11 protein-coding genes and 1 pseudogene are annotated in these 13,200 nt (G+C 71.0%); 4 read left to right on the top strand and 8 right to left on the bottom strand.

All coding sequences use genetic code 11. The annotated features are described in order from the left end of the window. From FV223_RS08835 to FV223_RS08845, 3 genes and pseudogenes are all read right to left on the bottom strand, one after another. Positions 1-255: pseudogene (locus FV223_RS08835) on the bottom strand (PhnA-like protein); the annotation flags it as partial. 38 nt (positions 256-293) lie between these two features. Beyond that, entirely contained in the window at positions 294-638 is a 345-nt protein-coding gene (locus FV223_RS08840; protein WP_147726487.1) for a CsbD family protein, read from the bottom strand. Between the two features lie 305 nt (positions 639-943). After that, on the bottom strand, positions 944-2,401 hold the full coding sequence (locus tag FV223_RS08845; protein WP_147726489.1) for a PAS domain S-box protein: 1,458 nt from the start codon (positions 2,399-2,401) through the stop codon (positions 944-946). 700 nt (positions 2,402-3,101) lie between these two features. Between FV223_RS08845 and FV223_RS08850 the strand changes: the two genes are divergently transcribed. Together FV223_RS08850 and FV223_RS08855 are read left to right on the top strand one after the other, a co-directional pair. After that, entirely contained in the window at positions 3,102-3,752 is a 651-nt protein-coding gene (locus tag FV223_RS08850) for an SGNH/GDSL hydrolase family protein (RefSeq protein WP_147726503.1), read from the top strand. Between the two features lie 200 nt (positions 3,753-3,952). Continuing rightward, positions 3,953-4,492: a MarR family winged helix-turn-helix transcriptional regulator gene (locus tag FV223_RS08855; RefSeq protein ID WP_210247503.1), complete on the top strand. Its 540-nt coding sequence runs from the start codon at positions 3,953-3,955 to the stop codon at positions 4,490-4,492. Here the strand turns inward: FV223_RS08855 and FV223_RS08860 are convergent. The 3 genes from FV223_RS08860 to FV223_RS08870 form a co-directional block, all read right to left on the bottom strand. Then, positions 4,479-7,544, bottom strand: coding sequence for an efflux RND transporter permease subunit (locus tag FV223_RS08860; protein WP_147726493.1), 3,066 nt, complete (start codon positions 7,542-7,544; stop codon positions 4,479-4,481). The genes FV223_RS08855 and FV223_RS08860 overlap by 14 nt on opposite strands. A gap of 2 nt (positions 7,545-7,546) precedes the next feature. Further along, on the bottom strand, positions 7,547-8,629 hold the full coding sequence (locus FV223_RS08865; protein ID WP_246689645.1) for an efflux RND transporter periplasmic adaptor subunit: 1,083 nt from the start codon (positions 8,627-8,629) through the stop codon (positions 7,547-7,549). Between the two features lie 83 nt (positions 8,630-8,712). Further along, positions 8,713-9,765, bottom strand: a complete 1,053-nt coding sequence (locus tag FV223_RS08870) for an efflux RND transporter periplasmic adaptor subunit (protein ID WP_246686338.1) — start codon at positions 9,763-9,765, stop codon at positions 8,713-8,715. Between the two features lie 124 nt (positions 9,766-9,889). On the opposite strand from FV223_RS08870, the gene FV223_RS08875 reads away from it, so the two are divergent. Continuing rightward, entirely contained in the window at positions 9,890-10,468 is a 579-nt protein-coding gene (locus FV223_RS08875; protein ID WP_147726499.1) for a TetR/AcrR family transcriptional regulator, read from the top strand. Here the strand turns inward: FV223_RS08875 and FV223_RS08880 are convergent. Both FV223_RS08880 and FV223_RS08885 read right to left on the bottom strand, forming a co-directional pair. Next, entirely contained in the window at positions 10,462-11,364 is a 903-nt protein-coding gene (locus FV223_RS08880) for a histone deacetylase (RefSeq protein ID WP_147726504.1), read from the bottom strand. The two genes, FV223_RS08875 and FV223_RS08880, sit on opposite strands and share 7 nt — an antisense overlap. Then, on the bottom strand, positions 11,364-12,314 hold the full coding sequence (locus FV223_RS08885; RefSeq protein WP_246686331.1) for an NAD(P)-binding protein: 951 nt from the start codon (positions 12,312-12,314) through the stop codon (positions 11,364-11,366). Before FV223_RS08885 ends, FV223_RS08880 begins: the two co-directional genes overlap by 1 nt. A 120-nt stretch (positions 12,315-12,434) precedes the next feature. On the opposite strand from FV223_RS08885, the gene FV223_RS08890 reads away from it, so the two are divergent. Next, positions 12,435-13,200: ceramide glucosyltransferase (locus FV223_RS08890; RefSeq protein ID WP_147726501.1), on the top strand; the 766-nt coding region annotated here is incomplete at its 3' end.

Here is a 13,200-nt window from a genome sequence, read left to right on the forward strand (position 1 = left end):
GGCCGCGACGATGCCGGACACGACGAACCAGACGCCGGCGCCCATCGACAGGGTCGAGGCGGCGGGGTTGTCACCGGCGGGATAGCCGACGCTGGACAGGCCGACGCCGACGCCGACCATGTTCAGGATGACCTGCACCACCAGCGCCAGGACGGCGCCGGCGAAGATCGCGCCCCAGGACGCCTGGTGCAGGTGGACGGTGGAGGCTGCGCTCGCCGCGACGGGGGCGGCGGAAATGTTGGACGATGTGGCCACGGTATGCTCCGAAAGACTTGACGCGACGACGAGGGCTGTCAGCGGCGGGAATGGATGAGGAGGGCGAGGCCGTAGCCGACGGCTCCGGCGATCATCAGGGCGACGAGGGGGCTTTCCTCGACCTGGTGGCTGACGGCGCGACGGCCCTGGCGGAGGTAGTGGCCGCTGTTCTCGTAGGCGTCCTCGGCGTAGTCCGAGGCCTCGCCGGCGACGTGCCGGACGGCGTCCTTGGCCTGGCCGTAGAGGTTCTCGGCCGACCCCTGGGCTTCGCGGAAGCGGCCCTCGACCGAGTCGTTCCGCGATCCGACGAGATCGCCGACGGCGCCCTGTGCCTTGCCCGCAAATTCTTTCGCTGCGCCCGTGACGCGATCCGTATCGACCATGATGCTCGTCCTGTTGCTTCGAGGTGTGGGAGACGTGTGCGGCGTGTCGCCCGGGCTACGGCATGCGCGTGGACCCGGACGTCGCGTCGGACTTCGAAAAAACTCTTGTTCGCTTCGATCTCGGCCGCGGCGCGCAGGTCGCCGGCGGCTGCCCGATCGAGCTGAGGGCGCGATCCGCACAGATCGCTTGCGGTTCGATGCGGCGGGTTGCTGCCCCTGTTCTTGTTGGTCTTGCCTTTATCCTTCGGAGATGGTGACACCCATCGAACAGGCAATGGTATAAAACTACTGGTATTCTGATTTATTCATGTCGGGATCGTCGCCGGCAGGCCGTGCTCGCGCGCCCACACGATCACCTCCGAGCGCTTGTGCAGGCCGAGCTTGCGGTAGAGCGCGGCGGTGTGGTTGCGGACGGTGTTGCGCGACAGGTTCAGCCGCTTGGCGATGGCATCGTCGCTCAGCCCGGCGCAGACCAGACCGAGCATCTGGCGCTCGCGCACCGTGAGGCTGAGGGTCGGATCCTCGGCGCTCGCCTCGCCCGGGTGGCGCAGGCTCGCGAGCTTCTCGATCAGGCCGCGGCTGAACCAGGAGGTGTCGGCCATCACCGCCTCGATCGCGACGAACAGGTCGCGCTCGGAGCGCTTGCGCTCGGTGATGTCCTGCAGCACCGCCAGCACGAACGCCTCGTCGTTGATGGTGACGCGCTCGGCGGAGACGAGGCAATCGAGGTCTCCGGCCTCCTGGGCGTGCAGGCAGGTCTCCAGCCCGAGGACGGAGCCGGTGCGGATCACCGCGGATTCGAAGCGCTGACGGGCCGCATCCTTGGTCCAGAGACCGATCTCCTCCGGCGTGCGGCCGACGACCTTGTCCTGGCCGTAGCCGAACACCCGGGTGAAGGCCTCGTTGATGCCGGTGACCGCGAAGCCGTCGGCCCGGCACAGCATGGTCGGCACGGGCGTGAGCTGGAACGCCTTGGCGAAGCGCTCCTCGCTCTGGCGCAGCGCCGTCTCGGCCTTCTTGCGCAGCTCGAGGTCGGCGAAGGTGAACAGCATGCACGGCTCGTCGCCCAGCTCCATCGGCTGGCCGGCGACGATCACGAACCGCGTGCCGCCGTCCGGCAGCCCGAGGCAGGCCTCCATCTGCGGGACCGTGGTGCCGGCGTTGAGGCGGGCGATCGCGAGGTCGCGGCTGCGCGCGCCGGCGAGCACGTCGACCTCGTAGACGCTGCGGCCGATCACGGCGTCGCGGGTGTACCCGGTCATCTCGAGGAAGCCGGTGTTGACCTTGACGTGGCGCAGGTCGGACAGGCGGGTGATCACCGCCGGGGCCGGGTTGGCGTTGAAGGTCTTCTCGAACCGCTCCTCCGCCTCGAATTGCGGGGTCACGTTCTGGAGGATCAGCGCGAGGCAGCTCGGCGTCCCGGACGTGTCGGTCGCGACGATGCTGCGGAGCGAATGGACGAAGTCGACGTCCGGCCGGTCGGTGCGGCGCACGTCGACGATGACGTCGTGGAAGGTCTCGCCGCGCACCACCCGCTCGATCGGGTACTGGTCCGGCGGGCGGTTGTTGCGGTAGCGCAGGGAGAACCGGGCCCGGTACTCGTCCACCGTCGCGCCGAGCTCGGCGAGGCTCTCGGCCCCGTGCATGGCGAGCGCGGCCTCGTTCGCCCAGACGATGCGCTGATCGGGCTCGACGAGGATCACCCCTTCGGTCAGGCCGGCGATGATCTGCCGGAGTTCCGATCTGTCGACGCCTGCGGTCACGGGTGGGGCACGTCCTACCAAGGGATCGACCCAGGGTTGGACGATCCCGGCAGCAACAGTTGCGAATGCAACTGGTTCCCGGCCTCGGTTGTTTTCACTGGTACGATCGTCACGCCGCCTTAGTGACCCGGCCTGGTGCAGGGCCCCCGCGATCGATCCAACGCGTCGGCAACGTCCGTCGCGGACCGGCCGATCGTCCCGCGATCGGCCGCGTCGCATCAGGTGGAATGCGTGGCGTCCCCGGCAGGGCTCGAACCTGCGACCCCAGGTTTCATACCACTTCGGCTTTCGCCGCCGCGGGCGGGTGCCCGCGTTCGTGGCCTGGACTATCCCTTCGCCCTAGGCGCCCGAAGGCGCCCTTAGGTGCCGCCCGTCTAGTCTCTACACCTTCCCGCGCATGGCACTGCGCGGGCTTGGCTCGGGATCGGCAGGATTCCGGCGACCTGGATCGCCGGGACCGGAAGCGTTCCCCGAATTTGAGCGGATCCGCCGCGCGGTTTCCCGATGCGGCGCCCAATTTGCGTTTAGGAAACCTGCGCTCTGTCCAGCTGAGCTACGGAGACGTACCGGAGGTTTGTACCATCGTCGCCGTGCGAGTCCACTGGGCAACCGCGGCTTCGCCGGTGTGGCCGGATCGCCCTGTGCGGATCGCGTCGATCCGGGGCATGCTGCAGCGGACGTCGGAGCGGGAGTCGTGGCGATGGGATGGACGGGGCGGATGCTCGCGGTCGCGCCGGTCAACGTCCGCGCCTACGCGCAGGGCCGCCTCACCGCGGTGCAGGTCCATCTCGACGAGGCGCCCGCCGACTACGTCTTCCTGGCCGGCGATTCCCACGCCGAGTTGGAAACGCCGGCACAGCGGCCCTGCGGCCTGGAACTCGTGAACGGCGGGGTCAGCGGCGCCAGCGCGCCGGTCTACGCCGACCTCGTCGCGACCCTGCGGTTTCCGGTCCGGCCGCGGGCGGCGGTGCTGACGATCGGCACCAACGACATCCTGGCCAAGAACCACCCGCGCGAGGCCGCGGCGGCGGCGCGCTACGAGGCGGCGGCGACGCGGATCATCCAACAGCTGACGGCGAACACGGATCGCCTCGTCGTCACGGCGCTGCCGCCGATCGGTCGCGCGCTCGACGGGCGCCTCGACCCGCTCGCGGTCGCGGATTACTCGGATCGGCTCAAATTTCTGTGCGCGCGGCTCGGCTGCCGCTTCGCCGATCCCTTCGCCGCGATCCGCGACGGGGCGACGGGCTTCGCCAAGCCCGGCACGATGCGTGACGGGCTCCACCTTGCGGCCTACCGGCCCGTGCTCGGCGCGCTCGCGCCGGCCCTGTGCGACCCAACGCCGCCCTGATCGGATCCGCGCACGGCCAAAAAGGTTGTGTCGGCGGAGACAAGTTTCCAGCCGGCAGGTGCGCAACGGGTGCGATCGGGTCTAAGTATTCCGGATAACGGGACGATCCGGCAACGCGCGAGCGGATGCAGGGCGGAACACGTCTCGGCTGGGCATGGTCAATGGGTGGATCGATCGCCGGCGCACAGGAATCCCCCGCGGTGAGCCGGGACGAGCCCGCCATCGTCGATCCCGACGTCTACGTGCCGGCACTGCTGACGCACCTGTCGAACACGCTGACCAACAACGCCTCGATCTTCTACCGGCAGCATTTCGGGGTCGGCCTGACCGACTGGCGGATCATGTACCGGCTCGCCTCCGAGCCGTGGATCACCGCACACCGGATCTGCGAGCTGTCGGCCCTCGACAAGGCCGTGGTGAGCCGCAGCATCGCCTGGATGGAGAGCCGCGGCCTGGTGCGGATCCAGGGCGACGCGAAGGACGCCCGCCGCCGCCTGCTGGCGCTGTCACCCGCCGGCCTCGACCTGCACAACCGCATCACCGTCGTGGCGCTGGAGCGCGAGCGCAACTTCCTCGCCGCGCTCAGCGCGGACGAGGTCGCCGAGACGATCCGCCTGCTGACGAAGCTGGTCGACAACCTCGGTGCGTTCTCGAAGCCGGTGGCGATCCCGCCCGAGGCGGTCGCCCCCGACGAGACCGCGCCGCCGACCTCGCCGCGCCGGCCGATCAAGCCGCGGTAGCGGCCGGGCGGCTCGGAGCCGGCGGCCGGATCCGGTACCAGCCGACGTAGAGCGCCGGCAGGAAGAACAGCGTCAGGAAGGTCGCCGCGATGATGCCGCCGATCATCGCGTAGGCCATCGGCCCCCAGAACACCTCGCGGGCGATCGGGACCATGCCGAGGCTCGCCGCCGCGGCCGTCAGCAGGATCGGGCGCATGCGGTGGCGGGTCGCCTCCACCACCGCGTCCCAGGGCCCGAGGCCGTCGGCCTCGCATTCCTCGATCTGGCTCACCAGGATCACCGCGTTGCGGATGATGATGCCGATCAGCGCCAGGATGCCGAGGATCGCGACGAAGCCCATCGGCTTGCCCGAGGGCAGCAGAGCCGCGACGACGCCGATGAGCCCGAGCGGGGCCACGCTCGACACTAGGAACAGCTTCTGCACGCTCTGCAGCTGGATCATCAGGAACACCGCCATTGTCAGCAGCATCACCGGCACCACCGCGGCGATCGGGCCCTGGCCCTTGGCCGCCTCCTCGACCGCGCCGCCGGTGGCGAGCGTGTAACCCTCCGGCAGGGCCGCGGCGAACGCGTCGATGTCGGCGGCGAGCGCCGCCACGATGGTCGGCGGCTGCGTCGCGTCGATGATCGGGGCGCGCACCGTCAGCGTCGCGACCCGGTCGCGGCGCCAGACGATCGGCTGCTCCAGGTCGTAGGCGATCCGCGCGAAGGCGAGCAGCGGCACCACCGAGCCGTTGGCGAGCGTCACCTGCAGGCTCTGCAGGGTGTCGAGCGAGGTCCGTTCCGCCGCCTGCGCCCGCCCGATCACGCTGACGAGGTAGATCGAGTCGCGCACCTGCGTGATCGCCGTGCCGCCGACGACGCCGTTGAGGATGCCGGCGATGTCCTGGCTGGTGACGCCGAGCTGGCGTGCCTTGTCCTGCAGGATCTCGACCCGCAGCACCTTGCCGGGCTCGTTCCAGTCGAAGGTCGGCACGCCGACATGCGGGCTCTTGGCAACGATGTCGGCGAGCGCGAGCGCCTTCGCGCGGACCACCTGGAGGTCGGACCCGCTCAAGCGGTACTGGATCGGCCGGCCGACCGGGGGGCCGAGCGAGAGCGGGTTCACGAACACGTCGGTGCCGACGAAGTCGCGCTTCGCCCGCTCCTCGAGCTTGGGGAACAGGCGGTCGCGCGCCTCCAGCGACTTCGTCACCACGACGACCTGCCCGAAGAAGCTGTTGGCGAGTTGCTGGTCGAGGGGCAGGTAGAAGCGCACCGCCCCCTGGCCGATATAGGACGACCAGCGCTCGACGTCGGGGTCGCCCGTCAGGGTCGCCTCGAACCGGTCCATCTGGGCCTGCGTCTCGGTGACCGTCGCGTTCTGCGGCAGGGTGAAGTCCACCAGGATCTCGGTGCGGTCGGAGGCCGGGAAGAACTGCTGCTGCACGAAGGTCATGCCGTACATCGACAGGCCGAGCAGCGCGACGCAGCCCGCGACGGTGAGCCAGCGGAAGCGCATCGCGGCGACGAGCGCGCGCAGGAACAGCCGCCCCATCCGGCCGGGCTCGTGGCTGTGCTTCTTCATGGTCTTCGGCAGCAGCGTCACGCCGATCAGCGGCGCGAACAGCACGGCCACCACCCACGAGACCAGGAGCGAGGCGGCGATCACCACGAACAGCGAGTAGGTGTACTCGCCGGCCGACGAGCCGTTGAAGCCGATCGGCAGGAAGCCGGCCACCGTCACCAGGGTGCCGGTCAGCATTGGGAAGGCGGTCGAGGTGTAGGCGAAGGTCGCGGCCTTCTTCAGCGAATCGCCGAGCTCGAGCCGCGCGACCATCATCTCGACGGTGATCATCGCGTCGTCGACGAGCAGGCCCAGCGCGATGATCAGCGCACCGAGCGAGATGCGCTGCAGGGTGACGCCCATGATCTGCATCACGACGAAGACGATGGCGAGCACCAGCGGGATCGAGATCGAGACCACGAGGCCGGCGCGGATGCCGAGGCTGAGGAAGCTCACCGCAAGCACGATCACCACCGCCTCGAGAAGCGCCTGGGTGAAGCCGCCGACCGCCTCCTCGACGATCCGCGGCTGGTCCGAGACGAGGTGGATGCCGACGCCGATCGGCAGCTTCGCCTCGATCAGGCGCATGCGCGCCTTCAGGTCCTCGCCGAAATGCAGCAGGTTGGCGTTCGGCCGCATGGCGATCGCCAGCCCGATCGCCGGCTTGCCGTCGACGCGGAACAGGGCGGCCGGCGGGTCCTCGTAGCCGCGGCTGATCTCGGCGACGTCCGACAGGCGGAAGAAGCGGTCGTTGACCCGCAGGTTGATGGTCTCCAGCGAGGTCTCGGACGAGAACTGCCCGCTCACCCGCACCGAGACCCGCTCCGGCCCGGCCTGGACGACGCCCGAGGGCGAGATCGCGTTCTGGCTCTGCAGCGTCTTGATCAGCGACTGGATGTCGATGCCGTAGCCGGCGAGCTTGCGCGTCGAGAAGTCGAGGAAGATCGTCTCCTTCTGCGTGCCGAGCAGCAGCGTCTTGCCGATGTTGGGCACCTTCAGGATCTCGGTGCGCACGCCCTCGACGTAGTCGCGCAGCTGGCGGTGGCTCAGGCCGTCGGCGGTGAAGCCGTAGACGTTGCCGTAGACGTCGCCGAACTCGTCGTTGAAGAACGGCCCCTGCATCCCCTGCGGGAAGGTGCCCTGGATGTCGCCGAGGCGCTTGCGGACCTGGTAGAACGACGGCTGGATCTCGGACGCCTTCGTGGTGTCGCGCAGCTGCACGAACACCGTCGCGTTGCCCGGCGTGGTGTAGCTGCGGACGTAGTCCAGGGTCGCGACCTGCTGCAGCTCCTTCTCGATCCGGTCGGTGACCTGCTCGAGCGTGTCGCCGATGGTAGCGCCCGGCCATACCGCCTGAACCACCATCGTCTTGATCGCGAAGGGCGGGTCCTCCTCGCGGCCGAGCCCGCGATAGGCGAGCGTGCCGGCCACGAGGCAGATCGCCATGAGGAACCACACGAAGGAGCGGTGCGAGAGCGCCCATTCCGATGCGTTGAAGCTACCCACGATCAGAAGTCCTGCGTGCCGGGAACGACGATGGGCGCATCCGCGAGGCGGATCGTCTGGCCGTCGGCGAGGGAGTGGACGCCGGCGACGACGACGCGGTCGCCCGCCACCAGCCCGCTCGCGACGCCGACATAGTCGCCCTTCCGGTCCGAGACCGTGACCGGGGACCGCTTCGCCGCGTCGCCGGCGGCGTTGACGATCCACACGGAATCGCGCCCGTCGGCGCCGAGGATGGCGGTGGCGGGCAGCACGAAGCGCGGCGCGATCCTGCGCACCAGCGACACGGTGATCGTCGCCCCGAGCCGGAACGCGCGCGGCGGGTTGTCGAGCGACATCCGGATACGCCGAGTGCGGGTGCTCGCATCGGCGAAGGGCGCGGTCTCGCGGACGGTGCCGACGGCGGTGATCTCGGGGGCGCTCTGCAGCGCCACGGTGAAGCGGCCGTCCTTCGGCATGGCCGCGACGAGGTCGTCGGGGATGTCGACCACCGCCTCGCGCACCTCGGGCCGCGCCACGGTCACCACCGTCTGCCCGGCGGTGAGGTCCTGCCCGATCTCGGCGTTGCGCTGCGTGACGACGCCGTCGAAGTCGGCATGGAGCTCGGTGTAGCCCATCTGGTCGCGGGCCTTTTCCAGGCTCGCCTGCGCCTGGGTCAGCCGCGCCTGCGCGGTGTCGCGGTTGGCGACGGTGCTGTCGAGCTGCGCCTGGGTGACGTTGCCGCCTTCCATCAGGCGCCGGGTCCGCGCCTCGGTGGCGGCGGCGTTCTCGGATTGCGCCTTGGCATCCGCCACGTCGGCCTCGGCACGGGTCATCGCGAAGCGCGGCACCACGGTGTCGAGGGCGGCGAGCCGCTGCCCCTTCTTCAGGAGGTCGCCGACGGTGACGTCGCGCGCGACCACCCGGCCGGCGATCTGGAACCCGAGCTGCGACTGGTAGCGCGGCTCGACCGTGCCGGCGAACGGCCCGAACCGCACCGACGCGATCGGCTTGGCGACGGCGTACAGGACCGGCCGCACCGGCGGCGCCTTCGCCTCCTCGGCGGGCTTGCAGGCGGCGAGCGCGAGCAGCGACGTTCCGACGAGGATGGAAGGGGCCCGAAACCGCCCCCCTCCCCCCCCTGCGCGGGAGGAGGAAGGAAAGGCGGCGGCAAAGAAACGCTCGAACACCATCACTTCGCCGCTCCCGTCGCGACCTGCTCGGCCACCGTCACGGCCTGGCCGGGCCGAAGGAACTGGATGCCGGCGATGACGACCTCCTCGCCCGACGCGACCCCGCTCGACAGCGCGATGCTGTCGGGGCCGTAGCGGTCGATCGTCACGATGCGGGGCGCCACCGTGCCGCCGGCGGGATCGCGTACCCAGACCGCGGGCTTGTCCTCCCAGCGGTAGAGCGCCGACCATGGCAGCACGATCGCCGCGTGGCTCTGGAACCGGCCACGGCCGATCACCACCGCGCCGAGGGTCATCGCGGGCGGCGTCTGCTTGAGGCCGACCTTGACGCGGACGGTGCCGGAGGCCGGATCGACGCTGGGCGAAATCTCGCGGACGCTGCCGACGGCGGTCACCGACGGGTCGCCCTGGAGCGTCACGTCGACGGTGCCGGATTGCGGAGGGGACGCCAGCAAGGCCTCGTAGACGTTGAAGACCGCATCGCGCGGCCCGTCCTGCGCCAGCGTCAGCACCGACTGACCGGCCTGCACCACCTGCCCGGTCTCCAGGGAGCGGTTGAGCACGATGCCGGCCACGCCCGACCTCAGCTCGGTGTAGGACAGCTGCTCCTGCGCCGTGCCGAGGGCCGCCTTGGCCGAATCGACCGCGGCCTGGGTCGTGCGCAGCTGCTGCTCGGCGTTGTCGTAGGAGGGCCGCGTGGTGTAGCCGCTCGCCATCAGCGCTTCCTGGCGCTTGAACCCGAGCTTGGCCTGGGTCGACAGCGCCTCGGCCGAGGCGAGCGCCGCCTGCGCGTTGGCGAGGTTCGAGCGTTGCTCGCGCGGGTCGAGCCGGGCCAGGACCTGATCGGCCGCGACATGGTCGCCGACCTCGACGAGGCGGGTCTCGATCTTGCCGGCGGTGCGGAACGAGACGCTGGTCTGCCCCTGCGCCTGGACGTCGCCGGTGAAGACGACGTCGCCGGCGATCGGGCTTTCCGCCGCGATCACCGTGCGCACCAGGGTCTGCGCCATCAGCGGCACCGGATCGGCACGGACGGCGGTCGCCGCCAGCATCGTCGACGCGAGGACGATGGAAAAACCTCGGTTCACGGCGTGCATGGTCTCGACTCGATCTATCGCGGCCGGAACTTATCCGCTATCCTACCGACCGTCCAGACGGTTTTTACGGGTGGTGTCGATGGACGACGGGACGGCGAAGACGCGTAGCCGGCGACAGGATCGGGCCGAGGTGATCCTCGACGCGGCCGAAGCCCTGCTGCGGCGCTCCGGCAGCCGCACGCTGACGATCGACGCCGTCGCGGTGGAAGCCGGGCTGAGCAAGGGCGGCGTGCTGCACCACTACGCCTCGAAGGATGCGCTCGTGACCGCGCTGGCGGTCCGCAAGGTCGGCCGGCTTCGCGCCGGCATCGCCGCCTGCCTCGCCGCCGGCCCGCGAGGGCCCGCCGCGCTGCCGCTGGCGGTGATCGCCCATGCCCGCGAGATGTACGCCGAGGAATGCGGGTTTCCGGATGCCCTGCTGATCGCGTCGGCCGACAACCCCGAGGCCGTGGCGGCCTTCTCCGACTTCCTGGCCGAGCAGCTCGCGGCGATGGGCGCGATCGAGGGGCGCGCGGGCCAGGGTGCGGCGCTGACCTTCTCGATCCTCGGCCTGATGCTGAGCCGCTCGCTCGACTTCCACCGCCTCGACGGCGCGGCGCTGAATTGCCTGTTCGACGCCCTCGAGACCCAGGCGCGGGCGCTGCCCGCGGATCAGTAGAGGGCGTTGGCCGCCAGCGCCTGGAACACCAGGGCGTGGCGGCCCGCGAGCGCGTCGACATCGTGCGTGTAGCCGCCGCCGATCACCGCGACGAGCGGGATGCCGCGGGCGCGCGCCTGCCCGACGACGAAGCGGTCGCGGGCAAGCAGCCCGTCGTCGCTGAGCGCGAGCCGGCCGAGGCGGTCGTCGCGATGCGGGTCGACGCCGGCATTGTAGAACACGAGGTCGGGCGCCAGCGCGTCGAGGAGGGGCGGAAGCCGCGCATCGAGCACGGCGAGGTAGCCGGCATCGTCGAGCCCGTCGGGCAGGCCGATGTCGAGGTCGCCGGCGATCTTGGCGGTCGGGTAGTTCTTCTCGCAGTGGATCGAGAGGGTGAAGAGGTCCGGCGAGCGCGCGAGGCAGTCGGCGGTGCCGTCGCCCTGGTGCACGTCGCAATCGACCACGAGCGCCCGCCGGATCGCACCCTCGGCCTGCAGGGCGCGGGCGACGACCGCGACGTCGTTGAAGACGCAGAACCCCGCCCCCTGCTCGCGCCGGGCATGATGGCTCCCGCCTGCGGCGCTTCCGGCGAGACCCTGCGCGAGGGCGAGGCGCGCCGCGAGCAGCGTGCCGCCGACCGAAGCGCGCGAGCGGCGGACAACGCTCGCGTCCACCGGCAGGCCGATCGCCCGCTCGATCGCCCGCGGGACCGAAAGAGCGAGGACGGCCTCGACGTAAGCCGCATCGTGGGCGAACCGCAGCAGCTCGGGCGAGGCCGGCTCCGGCGTCACGAACCCGCGCGGCGCCAGCCCGCGCTCCGTCAGGACTTCGGCGAGCCGTCCGTACTTGCGCATCGGGAACCGGTGCCCGGCCGGCAGGCTCGCCTCGTAGGCCGGGTGGAACACGATCGGCGGGATCACCGCGCGCCCTTCAGGTCCGCGACGATGCGCTCGCCCAGCGCCCGGCCGCTGTCGAAGGCCGCCTCGATCCGCGGGCCGAGGCACCAATCGCCGGCCGCGCCCAGCCGCTGCGCCGGATCATAGAGGCAGGGCTCGCCGAGCGCCGTCTCGACCATGGCGTAGCGCCAGCGATGGACGGCGGCGTAGGCCGGGCGGACCGCCCGGCCAAGACGGGCTTCGAGCGCGCCGATCAGCGCGGCCCGGACCGCCTCGCGCGGATCCTCCAGATGCGTGCGGGACCAGTCCGGCGCGGCATGCGCCACCAGGGCGTGACCGGCCGCGCGTCCGGGCTTGGTCTCCTCGCGCACGATCAGCGCGATCGGACCGTCCGCGAACGCCAGATGCGCCTTCGAGAAGCCGGGGTGCTCGTCGAGGTCGAGGAGCAGCGACCAGCACGGCGCGTAGGTCGCCCGCTCCGGCCCGGGCAGGACGAGACCGCTCGCCGCAATCAACGCCACGACCTGCGGCGCCGGAAAGGTCAGGCCGACGGCGGCGAACGGACCGCTGGCGACGCCGTCCGCATCCGTCAGCATCCAGCCGGCCTCCGAGCGCGCGATGCGGATGATCGTGGTCTCGAGCGAGACCGGAAAGCCGTCGAGCAGGGCCCGGACCGGCGCCGGCATGCCGGGCAGGCCGACGGTGCGGCCGTCCTCGCCCCAGGGCGCAGCAACGCCGGACGCGATCCAGGTTGCGCACTGCGCGCGGAACGCGTCGCCCTTGGCGCGGAAGAACTGCGCGCCGTGGTCGAAGCGCTGGCCCGTCCCGGTGCGCCGCGTCGCCATGCGCCCGCCGATGCCGCGGCCCTTGTCGAAGATGCGGACGGCGATGCCGGCTTGGGCGAGGCGTTGGGCGGCGGCGCCGCCCGCCATGCCGGCTCCGAGGATCGCGACGGTTCCGCCTTCGGCCAAAGCTTCGCTCCCCTGGGTGCGCCCGAGGCTGTCATACGGCTGAAATGCGCACCCTGTTAGGGGCAGTCCGCCGGCGCGGCCGCACGCCGCGGGACAGGCCGGTTCGGAGATGCGTGCCGCATGGGTCTCGCCAGCACCTTACCGGCCCTCGACGGCACCGCGCTCGCCCTCGCGCCGTGCGCGCTCCTGACGATCGTCCACCTCGCGAGCCTGATCGTGGCGGGTCGGCGGATCGGCCGTTCGCCCGGCGAGACCACGTTCCCCGCCGGCGCACCGATCTCCCTGGTGCGCCCGGTCTGCGGCCTCGAGACCTTCAGCGAAGAGACCCTCGCCCGCGGCTTCGCGCTCGACCACCCGGCCTACGAGATCCTGTTCTGCGTCGCCGATGCCGCCGATCCGGTGCTGCCGCTGGTCCGCCGCCTGGTCGCGGCACATCCGCAGGTTCCGGCCCGCATCCTGATCGGCGACGAGCGCATCAGCGACAACCCGAAGCTCAACAACTGCGTGCGGGGCTGGGAGGCGGCGCGACACGATTGGATCGTCATCGCCGACTCGAACGTGCTGATGCCGGCGGACTACCTGCAGCGGATGCAGGCGGCGTGGCGCGCCGACACCGGCCTCGTCTGCTCGACGCCGATCGGCGCGCGGCCGGACGGGATCTGGGCCGCGGTCGAGTGCGCCTTCCTCAACACCCTTCAGGCGCGCTGGCAATATGCCGGCGAGGCGGTGGGGCTCGGCTTCGCGCAGGGCAAGAGCATGCTCTGGCATCGCCCGTTCCTCGAGGCGCAGGGCGGCATCCGGGCGCTGGCCGCCGAGATCGCCGAGGACGCGGGGGCGACGAAGCTGGTGCGCGCGGCCGGCCGCCGCGTCCACCTCGTCGCAGCGC

It is taken from the genome of Methylobacterium sp. WL116 (genome assembly GCF_008039455.1).
GTDB lineage: Bacteria > Pseudomonadota > Alphaproteobacteria > Rhizobiales > Beijerinckiaceae > Methylobacterium.